Consider the following 23823-nt stretch of genomic DNA (forward strand, 5'->3'; position numbering starts at 1 on the left):
TTTATAAAGCTTTAAATTGTTTTAAAATACGATGTCTATTTATTTTATGGGATATATTTTTTTTACAGTTGACTTTCTTAGTCTATAAAATACTGATTAAATCTAAAGGTTTTTCTAAAATAAACTTTGCGCCACTTGCCGTTAATTCTTCTTTACTTCTATACCCCCAAACTACACCTACAGGATGCATGCCAGCACTTTTTGCTGTAAATATATCTACATCAGTATCACCAACAAAAATAAAATCTTCTACTGCGATTGCTGTTTTTTCGCTAATTTCTATTGCAACTGTAGGATTTGGTTTTTTTAGGGCTTCTACTTTTAAACCAGCCACAACTTCAAAATTCCATTTCGGCATTACATCGTTTACCACTTTTTTGGTAAGTTCATCTGCCTTATTAGAAAACACTGCCATTTTTATACCACGCGCAGTTAACGAATCTAACAAGTCACTTATCCCATCAAACATTTTGGTATGTACAGTACAATTATCACGATATTCTATCATCATTTCATCTAAACAACGATTTACCCATTTTTCATTTTGATACTCTTTAGGCAAAGATTTAACCACAAGTTCTCTTAATCCATGGCCTATAAAACTCTGACAAACTGCAACACTATGCGTAGGAAAACCATGCTGTTTTAATACTACATTTATTGCATTACTAATATCTTCTAAAGAATTTACAAGTGTACCATCTAAATCAAAAATTACTCCTTTAAACATATTTTATATATTTTGCTTTAATCGCATAACAAAGCTAAAAATAATTATTGCTTAGAGGTTTATTTTTTGATGGAATTATTGACATTATTATGAATGTAAAAAGGTGAAACAAATAACTTTAAGTTGATGGAATTTGTTCTTAGTTATCGTTTTTCAATTATTTTCTATCTAGTATAAAAACGGTAAAAGAAAACTATTTTTTATCTAACAAAACAAACTCCATATCATAAGATTTTCGTTTCCAACCCGAAACTTTAAATAAAGCTATAAAATCTTGATTTTTATTTAACTGATGTCGCTTATAAAAAGCTTGTACTGAATCTTTTTGTGTAAAATACTGTAAAGCACTTATGGCTCCACAATCTTGATCCGACAGAAAAAAACGCAGTTCATTACCAGAAGGAATCGATATTTTAGCAACCACTGTATAATCTATAATTTTGTCGTTTTTCGTCACTACATCATTATAAACAATTGTTTTTTTTGTTTTTGGATTTGTGTACAAAAGCTTTTGACTTTTATAAGCAAACTGAGGAAAATTTTCCTCTAAAATATTCTTTAAAATCCCCATAGATTTTGATTGCCCAAAATATACAAGGTTGGCTTTTTCTAATTGTGCTACGTTCCATTCAGAAATCTGGATGATATCAAAATCATAATCATATTTACCCCAAAACTCAGTAATATTTTTGCTAACATAAGGAGCCATCCAATTAAAATAATGATGTGCACTGCCTTTTAATAGTCCAATCTGAGCAGGATTTTCATCTAAATATTCTTGTAATTGTATTTCGTTATTAATTTCATAATCGCGAATAATTCCTTTTTTACTAGTTAAAGTAGGTCCTTCTATGGTAAAATAATCACCAAAAATAACAGTAGTCGCAAAATTATTTTTCATTAAACTTTGCCAAAATTCATTAACCGGTTTTTGATAACTAAATACAAGTATCCCACAAATAACAATAACTGCCAACATTATTTTAATCCAAAAAAATACTCCTTTCGATTTTTGTGTATCTTTTTTATGTTTTTCGAACTGAACTTTATATTGCCCTTTTTTAATATGAAATCGAATCTGATTTTCATCTGCCAAAGCATAATATTCATCTAATTTTTTACGAAGATGATATACATAAACACGTACTTTATTATCTAATTTTACAGGATCGTATTTTGTGCCAAAAAACTCAATTCCGATTGTGGTTTCTTTCAGCTCTTTTTCTTCTAAAGTAGAAGCAACCAAAAATTTTAATAAACGAACATTTATCTTAGACCTAGAAAAAGATTTATCAGAAATTATTCTGTTAAGTTGCGCTAATATTTCACTTTTTTCAAATTCCATTTCTAATTTTAAAAGTCATCTAAAGTAGTTAACTAATCTTAACTACACAAATAAGTAGTGTTAGGCTCAACCTCTAACAAAGAACACAAAAACCTGAAAAGCAAATAATTAAACCTTATTTTAAACGGTTAAAAAACGTGATTTTATCAAAATAAGCCAAAACCTACTTAGAACTTGCGTTAAATTTGATAAAGTTCAATTTAACTAGAAACTGTATGATGTTTAAAAGATTAAAATTATTAATTAGCTTATCATTTATCGTTTTTCTCTCTTGTTCTCAAAAGCAAGGATTTCCTATTTTTAATAGTGGTAAAGTTGCCACAATTTATGTATCCTCAAAAGAAAGTCCACAAATTATTCGAGCTGTAAATGATTTACAAAATGATATAAAAATGGTAACTGGCATAAAACCCAACATTGTAAATACCATAGATAAAATTGATAAAAACACTATTATTATCGGTACTAAAAACAATACTCTTATTCAAAAAATAAAAACAAAAGGTTTTCTAGAAGAAGCTAATGGTCTCGAAAATTTGAAACAATCATTTTTATTAAAGAGTGTTACAAATCCGACAGAAAATATAGAAAACGCTTTGGTAGTTACTGGTAGTGATCCTTTAGGAACAGTTTATGGTATTTATGAAATTTCTGAAAAAATCGGAGTTTCCCCTTTATATTGGTGGGCTGATGTTACCCCTAAAAAACAAGACGAAATTATTTTAGAAAACATATTAGTATTGCCAAAAGAACCATCAGTAGAATACCGTGGAATTTTTATAAATGATGAAGAAGCCCTAACGCAATGGAGTAAAAACACTTCGAAAAACGAAGGGAATATTCATCCAAGTCCAGAAGTTTACAAAAAAATATTTGAGTTATTGTTACGTTTAAAAGCAAATGCAATTTGGCCAGCAATGATGCATAGAAGTTCGTATTTCTTCGAAGCAAAAGATGAAAACGGAATTCCTATCAACCCAAAAAACGCCAAAGAATATGGCATTTGGGTAGGTGCTTCGCATTGTGAGCAAATGGGACGAAATAATTATGATGAGTGGTATGACTGGGCAGCTTCACACAAAAATATGTATGATGCTAAAGGAGAGCCTCTTTGGGATTATACAGTAAACCCAAAAGCCATTGAGGCTTATTGGCAAGAGAGATTAGATGAGGCTAAGGATTTCAATTTGATCTACACTTTAGGTATGAGAGGTGTACATGATGCGCCATTTCGTTTTGACAATTTAAAAAATCCTACTTTAGAGAATCAGGTAAAATTATTGCAGAAAATTATCGACCGTCAACGAGAAATGATTAAAAATACGTTTGGTGCAGAAGATGCTGTTCCTCAAATTTTTGTTCCTTATGAAGAAACTGGAGAAATCTATAATGGAGAAAGTAAAGATGGTAAAGAAAAATGCGAAGGTTTAGATATGCCAGATGATGTAATGATGGTTTGGACTGAAGATAATTTTGCGCATGCGCGTCAATTACCAACTGAAAAAGAGAAAAAACATCCTGGAGGAAATGGAATTTATTATCACATTGCCTACCAAGGTTGGCCAACAACTTACGATTGGTTGTATACAACTCCAATGACTATAATGCAAGAAGAGTTAAAAAAGGTGTATGATAACAAAGCACGAAAATTTTGGGTTGTAAATGTCGGTGACATAAAACCTGCTGAACTAGGCTTACAGTTTTTTATGTCTTTGGCTTATGATATTAATTCGTACCCAAAAAACACCACAAAAGATTTTTTACAGAAAACTTCTAAACAACAATTTCAGGTTAATGATGATACATCAAAAGAAATTGCAGATTTAATCACAGATTTTCAACAGTTTGCTTGGGCAAAAAAACCAGAGGTGTATGTACCTTTTTGGAGTTGGGATTTTAAACCCACTTGGATGTATCAATTTCATAGTCTATTTGATTTTGGTGATGAAGCACAAATACGTATTCAAAAAGCAACTGAGCTTGAAAAACGAGCAAAAACGATTTATGATGGTTTAGACGAATCAGCAAAAAACACATTTTGGCATTTGGCTTATTATCCAATTCGTTCTGCAAATCTGATGCTAAAAAAGGCAACCTATTATCGTAAAAATGTAGCTTATGCTAAACAAGGTCGTTTTGCAAGTGTAAACGCTTACAAAGTATTATCAGAAAAAGCCGAAGAAGAAATTCAAGCAGATTTAAAGCATTATAAAGCTATTGAAAATGGGAAGTGGAATGGTATTATGGATCCTTATGCTGATTATAATGATGAAGAACGTGTAATAGATGTTGCCAACATTCCGAATAATTTGGTGTATGATGAAGTATTTTTAGAAGAAGCCATAAAAGGAATTGGAGCAGTTTCTGAGGGACAAGAAATCGGAAATGAAAAAATTGAACTGCGTTTTTCTTCTTTAGAAGATAATCAACGTTTTATTGATATTTTCAATCGTGGATTGGATGCAAATACTTGGGAAATTTCGAGTGATGTTGATTGGATACAATTCACTAAATCTTCGGGTAAAGTAAAAATTGAAGAACGCATTTGGGCATCCATCAATTGGGATAAAGCTCCAAAAGAAAAAAATATCGCCATAATTACTGTAAAAGGCGCAAATGGTTTTTCAAAATCTTTTCCAGTGTTAGCTACAAAATTTGATATACAACCTAAAGAAAAATCATATTTTGAAAGCAATGGTTTTTTAGCGATTGAAGCAGAAAATTTTACAACAAAATCAAAAGGAAAAGAAGATTCTGATTGGAGTATTTATACCAATTATGGTCATAATAAATCATCAGTTTTTGTTAAAGGCGGATCTAAAATTGAAAAGAATATCAAAGAAAATTCAGCAAGATTAGAGTATTCTGTTTATTTTGAAAATACAGGAACTTTTTATGGAGAATTATACAGATTACCAACTTTAAATGAAGGTAAAGGAAAAACAATTCAATTGGGCATTGCCTTAAATAATGATAAACCAGAAATTTTAGAAGGTGTTCGAAAAAAAGGAGAACGTAAAAACAAAACACTTTCAACTGGTGAAAAATTAAGCTGGACTTGGCACAGAAATGTATTGATGCTGATGGAAAAAATTCCGTTTGAAATTACAGTTGACAAACCTGGATATCATACCTTAAAAATTTACCAAGTAAATACAGATATTGGAATTGATCGCATTGTAATTACCACAGATAAACAAGCTCAAAAAACACAAAGAAGTAGTTTATTGGGTGCCAAAGAAAGTTTCAATACTTTTAATTATGTAAAAGAAAAACCTGTTAAATCACCTGTAATTACAGAAGAATTAGCAAACGTAAATGCATTACCAAAACCAGAACCATTAACAGAAATCAACTTAAATTTTGCTTTGTATTCAATGGTTGAAGATCATGGATTTACACCCGTAAATCAAAGGCATATTTTCGATCCGAATAAAAATCAATTTGGCTGGAGAGCTCAAGATATAAAGCATTTAGACATCTATCATAATGAAGCTAGTAATCGAGTTCCTTTTTGGCAACGAGATGCGTTAAGAAGTAAAAAAGATGCTAAATTTTATGTAAAACTAAAAAAAGGAGTGTACAGCGTTAAATTTTATATGGGTGATACAAAAGACAAAGAAGAAGAAATGTATAGCAAAGCAAAAAGTTATACAAATACTTTAATAATGAATGGTAAAACGTATTTAAAAAACGTAAAATCATTACCAAGAAAACAAATTATAAAAACAGTAGATGTGGTTGTAGGTGATAATAATTTATTAGAAGTAGAATTGTCTGGTGGCAATTGGATTCTGAATGCTTTAGTTATCAAACGCAAATAATTTTTTGCAGATTATTAATTCTAATCAATAAATCAGCTTTGGCAGCAAAATGCTACAGCTGATTTTTTTGATTTCCATAATTTAAAAAAACTTTAAATAAACAGCATTTTATAGTTATAATTAGTATTTTACATCAATAAAATCATCAGAAAAGTTTAAATTAGTGGAGTGTTTTCTGTAACAAAAGCGACGATTGCATCGTCTAAAAGAATGAATTCACTTAATCAACCAATTATGAAAAACCTTTTTTTAACTCTTCTATTTCTATCATTATTAGCCAGTTGTACATCAAAAAAAAATTCAGAATCTTTTATAAAAGCCACTTCTGGTCGTTATTTATTTAATGCAAACGAAGTTTTAGAAATCTATTTTAAAGATGCAGTAATGCACGCAAAATGGCGAGGAACAGATGCAGAATTACTAAAAGTAAACGATAGTTCTTTTTACATGAAAGAACTGAATGAAAAAATGCTTTTTGTAAGCAACCCCAAAATGCACATAGAATTAGAACCTAAAAATGAACACAAAGGAGTTTTGTATCATTTTAAAAAATTGGCTGCAGATGAAAAAACCGCAGGCGAATATTTTAAAGCCAAAGAATATGACAAAGCTTTAGAAGCTTTTAAAACCATACAAGCAAAAGATTCTAACAATATTGTTATTAAAGAAAGAAAACTAAATAGCTTAGGGTATAGTTTTGTTAGAGAAAAGAATTATGATGCTGCTTTAGAAATTTTTAAAATAAATACAGTTTTATACCCTAAAAGTTCAAATGTTTTTAATAGTTTAGGTGAAGCTTATTTCTTAAAAAAGGATACTGTAAATGCGATTGATAGCTTTAAAAAATCGTTAGCCATTAATCCTGAAAACAGAAATTCGCAACAATTTTTAAAAAAATTAACCAAGTAAAATGACATTAGAAGAGTTAAAATACCCAATTGGTAAGGCTGATATTCCAGAACAAATTACCAAAAAAAATATAGAAAGTTGGATTTCTGATATTGAGAGATTTCCTCACGAATTAGAGTTTTTGGTAAGAGAATTATCAGACAATCAATTAGAAGCACCTTACAGAGAAGGTGGCTGGTCAATAAGACAGGTAATACATCATTCTTACGATAGTCATCATAATTCTTACATGCGTTTTAAATGGGCTTTAACCGAAAATGAACCTGTTATAAAAGCTTACGATGAAAAACTTTGGGCAGAATTAAGTGATTCTAAATCAGGACCAATTTTACTAACAATAGATGCTTTAAAAGGCTTGCATGCAAAATGGGTGTATTTATTACAAGGCTTAACTGAAGAAGAATTGCAAAAGGCTTTTATTCATCCTGATGGAAATAAGCGCGTTACTTTACAAGAAAATATTGGTATTTATGCTTGGCATTGTCAACACCATTATGCGCACATAGAACAATTTATGATTCGTGAAGGCTGGAAACAATAATTTTAAATAATTAAAAAAATACTATCTTTAAAAACTTAATTTAGAGATAATGAAAACTGCACAAGAATATTTTGATGAATATGCAATAAGTCATCAAAACGAAACCAACCAAGCCATACATTATATTTGTGTACCACTAATATTTTTTAGTGTTATTGGTTTGTTGATGAGTATACCTACAACATTTTTAAAAAACACATTTGGTTTATACAATCCGCTTGTAGAAAATTGGGCAGTTGTAGTAACCGTTTTTATTTCTATTTTTTATTTGCGTTTGGGTTTTTGGTATTTTGCAGAAATGCTTTTTATAATTCTATTATCTATTATTGGTAATTTTTGGATTGGCAACAACTTCAATCTTTTTTATGTTTCTATTGCCATTTTTGTTTTGGCTTGGATTGGCCAGTTTTACGGACATAAAGTAGAAGGCGCAAAACCATCGTTTTTAAAAGATTTAGAGTTTTTGTTGATTGGTCCTCTTTGGGTAATTCAGAAATTGAAGAAAAAAAAGTAATATGAAAGACGAAATTAGTTTCGAAGATTTTTTAAAAGTTGATATTAGAATTGGTACAATAATAGAAGTGAACGATTTTCCGAAAGCTAGAAAACCCGCCTATCAACTTAAAATTGATTTTGGTGCTTTAGGCATTAAAAAATCGAGTGCACAAGTCACAGATTTATATACAAAAGATGAATTGCTTCACAAACAAGTTTCTGCGATCATTAACTTTAAACCAAGACAAATTGCGAATTTTAAAAGTGAAGTTTTAGTTTTAGGTGTTTATAATACAGACAATAAAGTGGTTTTACTACAGCCATCTAAAATTATTAAAAACGGAGAACAGGTTAGTTAAACAGTTAGCAGTTAGCAGTTAGCAGTTAAACAGTTAGCAGTTAGCAGTTAGCAGTTAGCAGTTAGCAGTTAGCAGTTAGCAAAAATGAAAATTCTTGTAAGTAATTTTTAAGATGATTATCTTTTTGGATTATTTAAAATTACCAAAGCTCCAATTACACCTGGAATCCAGCCACAAAGAGTTAGCAAAAATATAATAAAGAAAGATCCACAACCTTTATCGATTACAGATAGTGGAGGAAAAATAATAGCAAATAATACTCTAAAAAAACTCATTTATATTCAGTTGATTACATCAATAAGACGTTTACAAACTTGTTTTGTTACAGTATTATCATCAAAAAAAAAGGTTCAAAATCATCTATTTACAAGAATGATTCTGAACCTTTTAAATTTAATCTATTTAGATTGATAATTCTACATCATATTACCAAAGAAAATAGTATTCATTAACAACTTGTTTGTACCAAACCAAAAAGCTCTAAAGTTAGTATTATCAGTAAAAACAATAACTCTACCTCTACCAAAACGTTGTACTTTAAAAGGTACTGTATTCGGAATTACTGCAGCATTTTCTTTAGAGATATAACCACTTAACAAAGGTTTAGCAGTATACTGAATAGGATTGTTATAGCTATTTTTATCTGCTTTTAAAAACATGGTTGAGTTTCTAAATAAAGCAATTTTATCGTTTTTATATCCAAAGTTTATTGGATGAGATCTGTCTATTTTAGCTTCAAAAATAGCACCTCCAATAACTTGTGCTCCAGAAAATAATGATTTGTTTTCGAAAGTAATATTCTTAACAGAATCTCTTTTCGCTTTATCAAAACTTAAATTAATCATTTTATTACTTGCCAACCAAGAAGCTGTGTTTTTATAACCTACTACTACTCCACCGTTTTTAACCCAAGTTTTAATTTTTTCTATTGCCGATTTTTCTAAACGACTACTAGGAATTACAATATGCGTGTATTTAGAAATATCAACTCTCGAAAAATTTCTGGTATCTAAACGTGTAATGTGCATATCAAAACGTTGATCAAACAAATGCCAAATTTCTCCAGTATCATTGCCAGTTACACCATCACCCACAATCATAGCTACTTTAGGTTTTGTTATGTTTCTAAAGTTATTAGATCCCATATCAATTCCATCATTTAAACCTGTAGAAACACCAGTTATTTTAGTGTGGCTGTCTGCAGCAACTTTAGTTAAAAAGGCATATAAATCTGTTGCATTCAATTTTTGATTTTGAACAGGAATAAAAATTGTTCCATAATCGTAAGAATTTCCTCCGTTTTTAAAATTACGCATCGAAACTTTGGCTCTAATTCCTTTTTGTAAAATAGTATTTAACGCTTTAGGCGTGTAAAACTCGTTCCAAGGTAATAAATAACCATAATTACTTTTACCAGAAACACTACCCGATTTCATTTTTAAATCTGTAATTTCTGCTCCTGCTTTAGAAATAGAAACATCTTCTGCATAATCTACACCAAAAGCATGGTTAAATGTCCAAGCAGAAACATCGTAAAACAAACTATCTTTAAAGGTAGTTCTAACATCGAACATTGCTTTTACCAAACGATGATTTTTCTGATTCATAGGCACCACATAACTGTATCCTTTTTTAAAGGTTTTGCCATTTTCTGTAAAATCTGATTTTACTTCGTGGATTTTAATTTTGTGCTTTTTCATTACTTCTGCTAAATGAAAACTTTTAGCAGCATCTTTTTCATCACCAAAAACAATGGCTTTATTTGTGCCAGTATTTCTAGACTCTTGATAAAAACTTTGTTGATATTTTAAAATCTTTACACGCATACTTTTTGCAGCTTCTAAAGTAGACAAAGCTGCCGTAAATTGATTTCTGATGGTAAAAGGAAAGGTTAAAATTCCGTTTATAGTTTCTTGTGCATGTCCTCTAGAACTTCCTTGTTCAAATAAAATTCCAATACTACCATTAATGTCTGGAAATGTAGAACCTTTACCATAATAGAAATCATCGAAACTTTCTTCAGAATAATATAAAGAACCTATTTCATCTAAAGCTTTTGCATGATAAGTTGCAATTTCTTTAGTTAAATCTTGATTCATTTGCGGCGTTAACGGATTTGTTCTACTTGGTATTCCTGGTTGAAAAAAGAAACTAGAATTCCTTCCCATTTCATGATGATCGGTTAAAATATTTGGCAACCATTTATGAAAACTTGCAATTCTTGCAGTACTTTCTGGCAATTGCACAGGCAACCAATCTCTGTTCATATCAAACTGATAATGGTTGGTTCTTCCTCTTGGCCAAATCTCAAAAAATTCTCTGTCATTAGGATCAGGATTTAAGTTGGCACTTCTGTTGGTATTTGCCCAATAAGCAAAACGTTGCAATCCATCAGGATTTAAAGAAGGATCAAAAAGAATCACAACATTATTTAATAAATCGTCTATATTTTCTGCTGCTGCCAAATAATAAGCCACTGCTAAAGCTGCATTAGATCCACTAGCTTCATTACCGTGAATAGAAAATCCTTGGTAAACTACAATTGGATTTTTAGAAACATCAACAGAATTAGAATTGGTAGCCTCAATATGCTTTTCTCTAATACTTTCTAAGTTTTTATGATTTTCTGCGGATGTAATTGTAAGCAATAACAAAGGTCTATCTTCATAAGTTTTTCCTCTATTTTCTATTGATATTCTGTCTGATGAAGCTGCTAAAACCTTCATATACTCCACTAATTTATCGTGAGTAATATGCCACTCACCTACTTCGTGACCAATTACAGATTCTGGAGTAGGAATATTGGTATTGTAAGTGGAGTTTTTAGGTAAATAGTAAGATAAGTCTAATTTTTGAGCTGTTAAAGAAAAAGAACTCAATAAAAATAATAGTAATATTTTTTTCATATTGATTAGAAATTTGAATTGAAGTAACCAAATATAGGTATTCGAAAATTTTATAAGAGAGCTTTAACAAAGTATTAAGAATATATTAAGAGTTTGCTTCTGCATTAATTTTGCGTTTAAATAGACAAATTTCACAAAAATTGAAAAGGTGATAAAAGTCAGGTTTCTACTAAAAAGCCAATCGTAAATTTGCGATAAACAATTATGAAACGAACTTTAGAACAAATAGAATATCAGCAAAACACAGAGGCACTTGCAACATTTGCAAAAGCATTGGCACACCCAACTCGCATTGCCATTTTAAAACATTTAGAAAATAGATCTTGTTGTTTTACAGGCGATTTGGTAAATGTTTTTCCGTTAGCACAATCTACAATTTCGCAACATTTAAAAGAATTAAAAAACGCTGGTTTAATTCAAGGAGAATTAAAACCGCCAAAAATAAAATACTGTATCAATACTGAAAACTGGGAAAAAGCAAAATCACTTTTTCAACAATTTTTTGATTGATATTAATTAACATCATAAAAAAGAATAAATATTATGAGCAAGATTATAAAAGTATTAGGTACAGGTTGTCCTAAATGTAAATCTATGGTAAATGTTGTAAATGAAGTAATATCAGAAAACAACATTGCTGCCAGTGTAGAAAAAGTAGAAGATATTATGGAAATTATGCAATACAATGTGCTTTCTACCCCTGTTTTAGTTGTTGATGAAGTTGTTACTATTAAAGGTAGAGTACCTTCTAAAAACGAAGTAATAGCACTTTTAAAATAAAAAAATTGAAAGAAGCAAAACAAATTTGTCCAACATCAACTTTAAGAAAAATTAACGAAGGTGCATTATTAGTGGATGTAAGAAATGCAGAAGAAGTAGCAAAAGTTTCTTTTGATGTTCCTAAAATTATCAACATTCCTTTAAATGAATTTGAATCTAGAATTGATGAAATTCCGAAAAATCAAGAAATTGTTATGGTTTGTTTAAATGGAGTACAAAGTTTAAAAACCACTTATTTTTTAATGAATGCTGGTTATGAAAATGTGTATAATATGAAAAACGGAATCATAAAATGGGCTTCTAAAGGTTTTCCTATAAAAGGTGATATTAATTCTTTAGAACTAGTTACAAATTGTTGTTCTAATTCTAATTGTTGTTCATAAAGCGTAATGTTCAACTGGATACAAAATATTGCAGATTGGTTTGTGTATGATGTTCTTAAATTAGAAAAAGGACTGCATTTAGCAGAAGCTTTAAATTTCTTTATTTACGACACTACAAAAATCCTGATTTTACTTTTTGTAGTGATCTTTTTTATGGGAATCGTAAACAGTTATTTCCCTATAGACAAGGTTAAAAATTTCCTCTCTAGAAATAAATTATATGGTTTAGAGTATTTAATGGCTAGTCTTTTTGGCGTGGTAACTCCTTTTTGTTCTTGTTCTTCTGTTCCGCTTTTTATTGGTTTTGTAAGAGGAGGAATTCCTTTAGGCGTAACCTTTGCTTTTTTAATTACATCTCCTTTAGTTAATGAGGTTGCCATTGGTTTGTTTGTAGGTTTATTTGGATTAAAAATGACCATTATTTATGTTTTAAGTGGTATTTTACTGGGCACAATTTCTGGTATAATTCTTCAAAAATTAGAACTCGAAACTTTCTTAACTCCTTGGGTAAAAGAAGTTTTAACAAATGCTCAAAGAGAGCAAGATGTATTTATTGCAGAACAACAAACTCTAAAACAACGTTTACCAATTATTTGGGCAGAAGTCCTTAAAATTCTTAAAGGAATTATTCCTTTTGTAATTATTGGTATTGCCATTGGCGGATTAATGCACGGCTATATTCCAGAAGGTTTTTTTGAACAATATATGGACAAAGACAATCTTTTTGCTGTACCCATTGCAACTATTTTAGCTGTACCAATGTATTCTAACGCATCCGGAGTTTTACCTGTAGTACAAGTATTAGTTGCAAAAGGAATACCTATAGGCACTGCAATTGCTTTTATGATGGGCGTTGTTGGCTTGTCTTTACCAGAAGCAATGCTCTTAAAAAAAGTAATGTCTTTAAAGCTAATTGCCATATTTTTTGGTGTAGTTACGCTTTGTATTATCATTTCTGGTTATTTATTCAATCTTATTTTATAGAAAAACGAAACTGAATAAACTGCTAAACACAATTGCTGTAAATTCTGTTATGAATGTTCCTTTTTTTTTAACAAATCGATAAAATTAGTGAAAGGTTTTTCTTATTTTCTTTAAATAGATTTATTATTCTGATATTTGTAAATTAGATATTTTTACCACTTTTTTTGATGATTGATAATGCCACTCTAGAGAATTTAAACAACACACTTTCTGGTGATGTTCTTTTCGATAATTTACACAAAACTTTATATGCTACAGATGCTTCTGTGTACAGAAAAATTCCTTTAGCGGTTGCTTTTCCTAAAGACGAAAAAGACATTAAAACATTAATTGAGTTTGCTACCAAAAACAGCATCACATTAATTCCAAGAACTGCAGGAACTTCTTTAGCAGGTCAATGTGTTGGAGAAGGAATTGTAGTGGATGTTTCTAAGCATTTTACAAAAATTATTTCTTTTGATGAAAAAGCAAAAACCATCACCTTACAACCAGGAATTGTAAGAGATTCTTTAAATGTGTATTTAAAACCTTATAAATTGTTTTTTGGCCCAAATACATCAACATCTAACAGATGCATGATTGGTGGAATGGTGGGTAACAATTCCTCTGGAAGTACATCAATAAAATATGGTGTTACACGTGATAAAGTGTTAAGTATAGATGCTATTTTAAGTGATGGTAGCACTGCAACTTTCAGCGAAATTTCATCAGAAGATTTCATCAAAAAAACCAAAGAAAACACACAAGAAGGTAAAATTTATAAAGCCATTTTTGAGGAACTTTCTTTAGTTGAAAATCAGCAAGAAATTAAAAATGAATTTCCGAAAGAAACCATACATAGAAGATGTACAGGTTATGCTATTGACGAATTTTTAAAATCAGATTTATTTGGCGGACATGAACCCACCATAAATGTAGCAAAATTCTTAACTGGTAGTGAGGGTACTTTGGCTTTTTCTACATCAATTACACTACAATTAGATGATATTGCTCCAAAAGAAAGCATTATGATTTGTACTCATTTTAAGAGTATTAACGAGAGTTTAAAAGCAACTCTAATTGCTATGAATCACAATTTGTACAATTGTGAGTTAATGGATAAAACCATTTTAGATTGTACAAAAGACAATAGAAAATTAGCCCAAAATCGTTTCTTTTTACAAGGCGATCCAGAAGCCGTTTTAATGTTAGAAGTTTCTGCAGCAACTATAGAACAAGCAGAAATATTAGCCAATAATTTAATTGCAGATTTAGACAAAAATAACTTCGGATATTATCATCCAAAAGTTTATGGAGCAGATATTGCAAAAGTGCATTATTTAAGAAAAGCTGGTTTAGGAGCTTTGGCAAATATTGTTGGCGATAAAAAAGCAGTTGCTTGTATAGAAGATACAGCAGTTGCTTTAGAAGATTTGCCAAATTATATAGAAGAGTTTGCCAAAATAATGGATAAATATCAGCAAAATGCGGTGTATTATGCACATGCAGGTGCTGGAGAATTGCATTTACGTCCTATTTTAAATTTAAAAGAAAAAGAAGATGTTATTTTATTTAGAAAAATAACCACTGAAACTGCGCAATTAGTTAAAAAATATAAAGGTTCTTTTTCTGGTGAACATGGAGATGGAATTGTACGTGCAGAATTTATTCCTTTAATGATTGGTGATAAAAATTATCAATTGTTAAGAAGAATTAAAAAAGCATTCGACCCAAAGAATGTTTTTAACCAAGGAAAAATAACAGATGCTTTTGCTATGGATGAAAGCTTACGTTATGAAATTGATAGAAAAGAACCTGTTATTAAAACACTTCAAGACTTTTCTAAAGATGAAGGTATTTTAAAATTAGCAGAAAAATGTAATGGTTCTGGAGATTGCAGAAAACCTGTAGAAGCTGGTGGAACTTTGTGCCCAAGTTATAGAGCCACAAAAGACGAGAAAGACACAACAAGAGCAAGAGCAAATACGTTGCGTGAAGTTTTAACCAACAACACAGCTGTAAATAAATTCGATTCTAAGGAATTAAAAAAAGTTCTAGACCTTTGTTTAAGCTGTAAAGCTTGTGCCACAGAATGCCCAAGTAATGTAGATATTGCAAGTATGAAAGCTGAATTTTTATACCAATATCAAGAAACAAATGGTTATTCTTTTAGAAGCAAAATGTTTGCAAATAATGCAAAATATAATAAACTAGGAAGCATTTTTCCATCACTTACCAACTTTATTACCAATACCAAGTTTTCAAAAAAAGTATTAGGTGTTGCTGTTGAAAGAACTGTTCCTAAATTGGCAAATCACACCTTAGAAAGTTGGTTAAAAAAGTATCAACCAAAATCTTCTAAAAAGGCAGTTTATTTGTTTAATGATGAATTCACCAATTATTACGATACAGAAATAGGGAAAGATGCAGTAATCTTATTAGAAAAATTAGGCTATGAAGTAAAATCTGTTGCTCATGATGAAAGTGGAAGAAGTCATATTTCTAAAGGATTTTTAAAAGAAGCCAAAGAAATTTGCAATACTAATGTAGCTATTTTTAAAAATCTTATTTCAGATGATATTCCTTTGGTTGGTGTAGAACCTTCTGCAATTTTAAGTTTTAGAGACGAATATTTAAGGTTAGCTGATGACAAAACATCCGCAGAAAAAATTGCAAAAAATGCATTCACTTTCGAAGAGTTTTTAGCAAAAGAACTCGAAAAAGGAAATATAGACACCACTTTATTTACTGAAGAATCGAAAACATTAAAAGTTCATGGGCATTGTCATCAAAAGGCATTAACAGGAACTCATGCTAGTTTTCAGGTTTTAAATATTCCTAAAAATTATACGGTAACCATTCTAAATACGGGTTGTTGTGGAATGGCAGGTTCTTTTGGTTACGAAAAAGAACATTACAAAGTTTCTATGCAAGTTGGCGAAGACACCTTATTTCCTAAAGTTAGAAATTGTAGTGCAGATACAGAAATTGCAGCTGCAGGTACAAGCTGTAGACATCAAATTTTTGATGGAACCAAACGTATTCCAAAACACCCAATTACGTTGTTAAAAGAGGCATTAAAATAAATCTTTTGTTTCAAATTTCTTATATTTGTTTAACTTGTTATTCATTACAATATTATGGGAACATTAGAATTAAGAAACAAATGGAAAGAAGCTATCGTTAATGTAGACGATCGTTTTTTACGTATGATAGATGCTTTGCATAAAACTTATATACAAGTAGAAGGTTCTACTGAAGATATTCCTAATGAAATTGAAGAACTCCTAAATAAAAGTAGAGAAGACATTAAAAATGGTAAATTTTCTACTCACGAAGAAGTAATGTCTGAAGCTAAAAAGAAATATAATATTTCTTAAATTAAATTTGTTTTGGAAGTTATTTGGGGTGAAAAAGCCAAGCATTCATATTTTAAAGAAATTGATAGAATTGCTGCTTATCATTCAAAAAATGAGGTTGAAAATTTCATTAATTTAGTTGATGATATTATTTTTAATCTTAAAACAAATGTACTTGTTGGTAAAGTCTCACAAAAAACGAATATAAATTCATTTGTTATTTCTAAACAAACTACTTTATTTTTTGATATCAATATAGAAAAATCTCGACTAGAAATTCTTTTATTTTGGCGTAATAAAGAAGATCCTAAAAAATTAATTAAATTTTTAAACGAAGCTTCTAAACAATAAATTTTTTATAATATCTAAATTTATTAATACTAAGACATTTTTTAAAACACAGGTTTTAAATCCGTAGTAATTCTAATAAAATAATATTCTTATCATCTTTTGTTTTTGTACATTTAAGCTTTAATCCTATTTAAATTTTGCAAAAAAAATCTAAGATTACTGCTATGTTTGCCCTAATTATTGCAGGGGAAGCAATTTTTTTATTGCCATTTATTTTAATGCGCGTTTTTAAACCCGTAATTCGTGAAGCTTTTGTAATTTCTGATGCTCAAATTGGAGAAGCTCAAGCTTTATATGGAATTACTGCAATGTTATCTTATTTTTTTGGTGGCTTTATTGCAGATAAATGGGAAGCTCGTAAACTGCTCTCTTTTTCGTTAATTTTAACAGGAATTGGTGGTTTTTGGATGACAATGATTCCTTCTATTTTTGCCTTAAAAATGTTGTACACTTTTTGGGGGATTTCTACTATTTTATTTTTTTGGGCATCTTTAATAAAAGCTACTAGACAATGGGGTAATGAGCACAACCAAGGTTTATCTTTTGGTTTATTAGATGGTGGTAGAGGCTTTTTTGCAGCAACAATTGCACTTTCTGGAGCAGGAATTTTAACTTTCTTTTTTCCTGAAAAAGGAGTAGAAATTACTTTTGATGACAAAGTAAAAACTTTACAATATATTATTGGTAGCATTACTTTAATTGTGTTTTTAGTTGCTATTTTAGTTTGGACAGTTTTGCCTAAAGAAAATGCGAATTCAGATCATCAAAAGAATAATAATGAGCATAAATTCAACTTTAAAAATGCTTTTATCTTAATGAAAAGTAAAAAAGTGATTTATCATTCTTTAATAATTTTTTGTGCTTATTGCTGTTATAAATTAACTGGTGTTTATGGTACTTATGCCAAAGATGTTTGGAAATTTTCTTTAGAAGAAGCCACCTATTTTGCAGTATGTATTCAATATTTAAGACCTATTGCTGCTATTTTTATTGGTTGGATTGCAGACAAATTCATACCCTCTAAATTAATTGCTCCAAGTTTTATTATATTAACCTTGGCTTCGCTAATTTTAGGTTTAGGGTTCTTTCATCAACAAGCAATATTTTTATCTTTTACAATTTTTATAATCATGGCTTTTGGTACGTATGCTATAAGAGGATTGTACTTTGCCATTATCGAAGAAACCAAAACTCCTATTCAATTTACAGGAACTTTAGTAGGTATCATTTCTGTGGTGGGTTTTACACCAGATATTTTTATGTCTTTATTTAACGGTTATATGCTTGGTGAAAATCCGACAATTATTGAATATCAAAATTTATTTACAACATTCACAATTATCCCTATTATTGGCTTATTAGCTGCTTTGGGGTTTAAAAAATCTTTACAAAATGAGTAAGAAAAGTAAGTATATAGCTGATGAAAATCGCTATGAAAAAATGAAATATAGAAGAACAGGAAAAAGTGGTTTACTATTGCCTGAACTCTCTTTAGGCTTATGGCATAATTTTGGAGAAAATGACGATTTTAAAAATGCTAGAAATCTTTTAAAATGTGCTTTTGATAATGGAATAACTCATTTTGATTTGGCGAATAATTATGGACCTCCTCCTGGTTCTGCAGAAAAAAACTTTGGTAAAATAATAAAAAAAGATTTTAAATCTTACAGAGATGAATTAATTATTTCTTCTAAAGCTGGTTACGGAATGTGGCCTGGTCCTTATGGAGATTGGGGATCTAAAAAATTTCTAGTGGCGAGTTTAGATCAAAGTTTACAACGAATGGGATTAGATTATGTAGATATTTTTTATCATCATAGACCAGATGAAAACACTCCTTTAGAAGAAACCATGGGTGCACTAGATTTGATAGTAAAACAAGGCAAAGCTTTGTATGTTGGCCTTTCTAATTACAGGCCAGAAAGAGCTGCTGAAGCTTTTAAAATTCTTAAAGATTTAGGAACTCCGTGTTTAATTCATCAACCAAGATATAGTTTATTTGATAGATGGATAGAAGATGGTTTGTTAGATTTATTAGGCAATTCTGGTGTAGGCGCAATTTGTTTTTCGCCTTTAGCACAAGGCATGTTAACCAATAAATATATTAATTGTTTGCCAAAAGATTCTAGAGCCGTAAAAGAAAGCCCATTTTTAAATACACAAACTGTTTTAGAAATGTTGCCAAAAATTAAAGCATTAAATGAAATTGCAGAACAAAGAAATCAGAATTTGGCACAAATGGCCATTTCTTGGATTTTAAAAGATGATAGAATTACATCTGTTTTAATTGGTGCTAGCAAAACATCACAAATTTTAGATAGTGTAAAAGCTATAGAAAACACTATTTTTTCTGATGAAGAATTGGCAAATATTAATGCTGTTTTATAGTTTAACAAACATCATTAATAAATAGAATCCTCTAATTTACTAGCTAGAATTATAGCATTGTTAAAATTTAAACTGATTAACTTAAATCCATCAAAAAACATAAACACTTAATTTTAAGTTAATTATCGTTTTTTCATTATTTTTTTACTATATTTGTTTAATGTTTAACCAAAAATAATAAACAAAATGAAAGAAATACATATAATTCTTAAAAATGCAATTTTAACAACAGTACTTATAGGAGGTTTATTCTTTTTGTCAAAACTCTTAGGTCTTCATGAAAATCCTTATTTAAGATTTTTAAATTTATTGTTTGTTGTTTATGGAATTCGACAAGCGGTAAAAACTAATATCGAAATTAACAATGAGACAAATTATATAACTAATTTAGGTTTAGGGCTGCAAACATCAGCTTTAGCTGTATTATTTTCTATAATTGGAGTTGTAGTTTATATCGAATTTATAGATCCAGAATTTTTATTGGTTATGGAAAATTCCTTTTTAATTGGTGGTAATTTATCTGTTGCAGAAATTTTTATCACTTTATTAATAGAAGGTATGGCTTCTACTGTTGCTGGTTGTTTTATTGTAATGATATTTTATAAAAATCACGATAAAGTTATGGCTACTGCTCATACCTCAGCTGCGTAGAATTGCCTAAAACTATATATTATAAAATTAAAAAGAGAAGCTTTCGCTTCTCTTTTTTTTTGAAAAGGTTTTACCTTGCCCCTAACATTGTTTAAAACCTAATCAATATCATAACCTTAACTCCTTTTTAGTCTAAAACCTCTTCTTCTGCAAGTAAAGCAAAGAATTTGTCTAAATTTGGTAGAATTACAATTCTAGTTCTTCTGTTTTTTGCTCTGTTTTCATTGCTTGTATTTTCTACTAAAGGCATAGTAGAACCTCTACCTGCTGCAATTAATCTACTACCATCAATATTGTATTTGTTTTCTAAAAGTCTAACAATAGAAGTTGCTCTTTTTACACTTAAATCCCAATTGTCTTGTACAGTTGCATTGCTAATTGTTCTAGAATCTGTGTGGCCTTCTATCATAACATCCATACTTGGTTCAGATTTTATGATAGTTGCTAATTTTTCGATTAAATCATAAGCTTGATTTTTAACTCTGTAACTTGCAGTGTTAAATAATAATTTGTCTGATACAGAAATCATAACTACAGTTTGATCGATATCAATATTTACATCATCAGAACCATTTAAATCTGCTGTATTAATCTTATTTTTTAAATTATAAGAAATGGCTAAATTTAAAGAATCTTTTAAGGTTTTTGCTTTTGCTAATTCTGATGCATCTACTTTAGATAAAGTTTTTAGCATCATTTTTTTGGTATTATTAGAAATTACAGCTGTATTGCCAACCATATCTAATTTTACATCATTTTCTGTTTGTAAAGAAGCATTGTTTTCTGTTAAAGAATTTATTTTTTGATTATAGTCTGCTACTCTTTTTTCTATAGTTGCAAATTTACTTTCTAGTGCTTCTTTTTCTACTGTTGTTTTTTGAAGATTTCCTTTAGTATCTATTAATTGATTTTCTAATTCAACATACTTTTTTTTTGATACACAAGATGTTGCCAATAAAGAAATTGCTACAACAGGAATAATTAATTTTCTCATAATTTATTAATTTAAGTTATATAGCCAAAAAGGCTATTGGGTTATTTAATAGTTCTCTACAGGTATAACAATTCACTTCTAATTTACCCTACCTAAAAATTTAAATTTATTTTAAAAGCATAAAAAAAAGTCTATAAAAAACTAGTTTTCATAGACTTATAAATTATATAAAATTGACAAAAAATTTATTTAAGCGAACCTAAACTACTTTTAATCGTTTCTATTTTTGCTAAAGTATCCGCTTCTTTTTTACGCTCTAAAGCTATTACTTTTTCTGGAGCATTGGCTACAAAACGTTCGTTTGATAATTTTTTAGTAATACCAAATAAAAAACCTTCTGCCCTTTTTAATTCGGCTTCTAGTTTTTTAATTTCTGCTTCAACATCGATATTAGCTGCTGAAATTGGCACAAAATATTCATTCGATTTTACTCTAAAAGAGGCTCCATCTACTTTTTCTGATACATAATTTATGGCAGAAGTATTTGTTAATTTCTGAATAACAACATCAAACTCTTTAGAATTTTGTTCTGCATCAACCACAAATAATTCCACTTCATCTTTAAAAGAAATATTTTTTTCTTTTCTGATGGTTCTAATTCCTGAAACTACACCTGTTGCAAATTCAAAGTCGGTAATAATTGTAGAATTAAATTCTTTTTGCTCTGGATATTTTGCAATAATTAAAGCTTCTTCTGATGTTCTTTCTGTAATAAATTGCCAAATTTCTTCGGTTAAGAAAGGCATAAAAGGATGTAAAACTTTTAAATTATTTTCTAGAACTTCTATAATTGCATCAAAAGTAATTTTATCAATGGGTTTTTGATAGGCAGGTTTTACAATCTCTAATAACCATGATGAAAAATCATCCATAATTAATTTATAAATTGCCATTAAAGCATCAGACAAACGATATTTAGAGAAATGATCTTCTATTTCTGCTAATGTTTTTTGAAATTTTGCATCATACCACTCCAAACCAATTTTTGCGGTTTCTGGTTGCTCTAAAGTTTCATCAACTTCCCAACCTTTTATCAAACGAAAAGCATTCCAAATTTTATTGGCAAAACCTTTTCCTTGCTGACATAAATCTTCATCGAACATTAAATCGTTACCAGCTGCAGAACTTAATAAAAGCCCTACTCTTACTCCATCTGCTCCATAAGTTTCAATTAACTTTAAAGCATCTGGTGAATTCCCTAAAGATTTAGACATTTTACGTCTTTGCTTATCTCTAACTAAACCAGTTAAATACACATTTTCAAAAGGTTTTTCGCCTTTATATTCGTAACCAGCAACAATCATTCTAGCTACCCAGAAAAATAAAATATCTGGCCCAGTAACTAAATCGTTTGTTGGGTAATAGTATTTAATTTCTTCGTTTTCAGGATTACGAATTCCATCAAAAACAGACATTGGCCACAACCAAGAAGAAAACCAAGTGTCTAAAGCATCTTCATCTTGCGTTAAATCTTCTAATGTTAATTCATAATCATTAGATTTTTTCCAAGCCAATTTTAACGCTTCTTCTTTACTTTCTGCAACTACAAATTCTTTCTGACCATTAGAATTTGCAGAAATATAATAGTAAGCAGGTATTTGCTGACCCCACCAAAGTTGACGAGAAATGTTCCAATCTCGCACATTTTCCATCCAATGACGATAGGTGTTTTCGAATTTCTTCGGATATAAATTGATATCAGTATCATCACCTAAAACAGCATCAATAGCAGGTTTTGCTAAATCTGTCATTTTTAAAAACCATTGATCTGATAATCTTGGTTCTATAACCGCTTTTGTTCTTTCTGATGTACCCACTTTATTGGTGTGTACTTCTGTTTTTACTAAAATTCCTTTTTCTTCTAATTCTTTGGCTATTGCTGCACGAACTACAAAACGATCTTTTCCTTGATAATGTAATCCGAAGGAATTTAAAGAAGCATCATCATTAAAAATATCGATTACTTCTAAATTATGTTTATCACCTAAATTTTTATCATTTTCATCGTGAGCAGGTGTTACTTTTAAGCAACCTGTACCAAATTCTAAATCAACATATTCATCTTCAATAATAGGAATAACTCTTCCACAAAGTGGCACAATTGCTTTTTTACCTTTTAAATGTGTAAAACGTTCATCATTTGGGTTGATACAAATGGCTGTATCACCAAAAATAGTTTCTGGACGTGTTGTTGCAATGGTTAACGTATCTTCAGAATCTTCTATTTTATATTCTAAATAATATAAATTTCCTTGTCTTTCTTCGTGAATTACTTCTTCATCAGAAAGTGTGGTTTTTGCTTCAGGATCCCAGTTTACCATTCTGTAACCTCTGTAAATTAAACCTTTGTTGTATAAATCAACAAAAACTTTAATTACAGATTCAGACATTTCTGGATCCATTGTAAACGCTGTTCTTTCCCAATCGCAAGAAGCACCTAGTTTTTTTAATTGCTCTAAGATGATTCCTCCATATTCATTTTTCCAATCGAAAGCATGTTGTAAAAATTCTTCACGCGTTAAATCGCTTTTAGAAATGCCTTGTTCTTTTAATTTGGCAACCACTTTTGCTTCTGTTGCAATAGATGCATGGTCTGTTCCAGGAACCCAACATGCATTTTTACCCAACAAACGTGCACGTCTTATTAAGACATCTTGTATGGTATTATTTAGCATATGCCCCATGTGTAAAACCCCTGTTACGTTTGGTGGTGGAATTACAATAGTGTAAGGCTCTCTTTCATCTGGTGTTGAATGAAAATAGTTGTTTTTCATCCAGTAATCATACCATTTATCTTCTACTTTACTAGCATCATATTTAGATGGAATTGTCATACTTTGGTATC

21 protein-coding genes are annotated in these 23823 nt (G+C 29.8%); 15 read left to right on the forward strand and 6 right to left on the reverse strand.

Annotated elements, in window-relative coordinates:
* Positions 1-82 precede the first annotated feature (82 nt).
* Entirely contained in the window at positions 83-730 is a 648-nt protein-coding gene (locus tag ACWYN7_RS05980; RefSeq protein WP_462858944.1) for an HAD family hydrolase, read from the reverse strand.
* A 193-nt stretch (positions 731-923) separates the two neighbouring features.
* Positions 924-2075 carry a hypothetical protein gene (locus ACWYN7_RS05985; protein ID WP_462858945.1) on the reverse strand — a complete coding sequence of 384 codons (1152 nt, stop codon included), beginning with the start codon at positions 2073-2075 and terminating at the stop codon, positions 924-926.
* 215 nt (positions 2076-2290) lie between these two features.
* On the opposite strand from ACWYN7_RS05985, the gene ACWYN7_RS05990 reads away from it, so the two are divergent.
* The 5 genes from ACWYN7_RS05990 (at position 2291) to ACWYN7_RS06010 (ending at position 8203) form a co-directional block, all read left to right on the forward strand.
* Positions 2291-5899: a glycosyl hydrolase 115 family protein gene (locus tag ACWYN7_RS05990; RefSeq protein WP_462858946.1), complete on the forward strand. Its 3609-nt coding sequence runs from the start codon at positions 2291-2293 to the stop codon at positions 5897-5899.
* Positions 5900-6109: 210 nt separating this feature from the next.
* Complete coding sequence (locus tag ACWYN7_RS05995) at positions 6110-6808, forward strand: tetratricopeptide repeat protein (RefSeq protein ID WP_462858947.1); 699 nt, start codon at positions 6110-6112, stop codon at positions 6806-6808.
* 1 nt (position 6809) lies between these two features.
* Positions 6810-7349: a YfiT family bacillithiol transferase gene (locus ACWYN7_RS06000; RefSeq protein WP_462858948.1), complete on the forward strand. Its 540-nt coding sequence runs from the start codon at positions 6810-6812 to the stop codon at positions 7347-7349.
* A 49-nt stretch (positions 7350-7398) separates the two neighbouring features.
* Positions 7399-7863 (forward strand): Mpo1 family 2-hydroxy fatty acid dioxygenase, encoded by a 465-nt coding sequence (locus tag ACWYN7_RS06005; protein WP_462858949.1) that lies wholly within the window; start codon positions 7399-7401, stop codon positions 7861-7863.
* Position 7864: 1 nt separating this feature from the next.
* The gene (locus tag ACWYN7_RS06010; protein WP_462858950.1) at positions 7865-8203 is read left to right on the forward strand and encodes a tRNA-binding protein; all 339 of its coding nucleotides are present in this window, start codon (positions 7865-7867) and stop codon (positions 8201-8203) included.
* A 116-nt stretch (positions 8204-8319) separates the two neighbouring features.
* Here ACWYN7_RS06010 and ACWYN7_RS06015 read toward each other — a convergent pair whose 3' ends face one another.
* Together ACWYN7_RS06015 and ACWYN7_RS06020 are read right to left on the reverse strand one after the other, a co-directional pair.
* The gene (locus ACWYN7_RS06015; protein ID WP_215994925.1) at positions 8320-8478 is read right to left on the reverse strand and encodes a YqaE/Pmp3 family membrane protein; all 159 of its coding nucleotides are present in this window, start codon (positions 8476-8478) and stop codon (positions 8320-8322) included.
* A gap of 141 nt (positions 8479-8619) precedes the next feature.
* Positions 8620-11109 carry a M14 family zinc carboxypeptidase gene (locus ACWYN7_RS06020; RefSeq protein ID WP_462858951.1) on the reverse strand — a complete coding sequence of 830 codons (2490 nt, stop codon included), beginning with the start codon at positions 11107-11109 and terminating at the stop codon, positions 8620-8622.
* Positions 11110-11313: 204 nt separating this feature from the next.
* Between ACWYN7_RS06020 and ACWYN7_RS06025 the strand changes: the two genes are divergently transcribed.
* The 10 genes from ACWYN7_RS06025 (at position 11314) to ACWYN7_RS06070 (ending at position 19984) form a co-directional block, all read left to right on the forward strand.
* Positions 11314-11619: an ArsR/SmtB family transcription factor gene (locus tag ACWYN7_RS06025; RefSeq protein ID WP_462858952.1), complete on the forward strand. Its 306-nt coding sequence runs from the start codon at positions 11314-11316 to the stop codon at positions 11617-11619.
* Positions 11620-11652: 33 nt separating this feature from the next.
* Entirely contained in the window at positions 11653-11889 is a 237-nt protein-coding gene (locus tag ACWYN7_RS06030; RefSeq protein ID WP_462858953.1) for a thioredoxin family protein, read from the forward strand.
* A gap of 5 nt (positions 11890-11894) precedes the next feature.
* Entirely contained in the window at positions 11895-12272 is a 378-nt protein-coding gene (locus tag ACWYN7_RS06035; protein ID WP_462858954.1) for a rhodanese-like domain-containing protein, read from the forward strand.
* 6 nt (positions 12273-12278) lie between these two features.
* Positions 12279-13256 (forward strand): permease, encoded by a 978-nt coding sequence (locus ACWYN7_RS06040; RefSeq protein WP_462858955.1) that lies wholly within the window; start codon positions 12279-12281, stop codon positions 13254-13256.
* A gap of 167 nt (positions 13257-13423) precedes the next feature.
* The gene (locus tag ACWYN7_RS06045) at positions 13424-16321 is read left to right on the forward strand and encodes an FAD-binding and (Fe-S)-binding domain-containing protein (protein WP_462858956.1); all 2898 of its coding nucleotides are present in this window, start codon (positions 13424-13426) and stop codon (positions 16319-16321) included.
* A 54-nt stretch (positions 16322-16375) separates the two neighbouring features.
* Entirely contained in the window at positions 16376-16615 is a 240-nt protein-coding gene (locus ACWYN7_RS06050) for a hypothetical protein (RefSeq protein ID WP_462858958.1), read from the forward strand.
* 12 nt (positions 16616-16627) lie between these two features.
* Entirely contained in the window at positions 16628-16945 is a 318-nt protein-coding gene (locus tag ACWYN7_RS06055) for a hypothetical protein (protein ID WP_462858959.1), read from the forward strand.
* A gap of 137 nt (positions 16946-17082) precedes the next feature.
* On the forward strand, positions 17083-18345 hold the full coding sequence (locus ACWYN7_RS06060) for an MFS transporter (RefSeq protein WP_462858960.1): 1263 nt from the start codon (positions 17083-17085) through the stop codon (positions 18343-18345).
* Positions 18338-19333, forward strand: coding sequence for an L-glyceraldehyde 3-phosphate reductase (gene mgrA / locus ACWYN7_RS06065; protein ID WP_462858961.1), 996 nt, complete (start codon positions 18338-18340; stop codon positions 19331-19333). The genes ACWYN7_RS06060 and mgrA overlap by 8 nt, the downstream gene beginning before the upstream one ends.
* A gap of 186 nt (positions 19334-19519) precedes the next feature.
* Complete coding sequence (locus ACWYN7_RS06070) at positions 19520-19984, forward strand: hypothetical protein (protein ID WP_462858962.1); 465 nt, start codon at positions 19520-19522, stop codon at positions 19982-19984.
* Positions 19985-20111: 127 nt separating this feature from the next.
* Here the strand turns inward: ACWYN7_RS06070 and ACWYN7_RS06075 are convergent, their stop codons facing one another.
* Positions 20112-20978: an OmpA/MotB family protein gene (locus tag ACWYN7_RS06075; protein ID WP_462858963.1), complete on the reverse strand. Its 867-nt coding sequence runs from the start codon at positions 20976-20978 to the stop codon at positions 20112-20114.
* Between the two features lie 185 nt (positions 20979-21163).
* Positions 21164-23812, reverse strand: a complete 2649-nt coding sequence (locus ACWYN7_RS06080; protein WP_462858964.1) for a valine--tRNA ligase — start codon at positions 23810-23812, stop codon at positions 21164-21166.
* Between the last annotated feature and the right edge of the window lie 11 nt (positions 23813-23823).

The sequence above is a fragment of the Polaribacter sp. M10 genome (assembly GCF_054968445.1).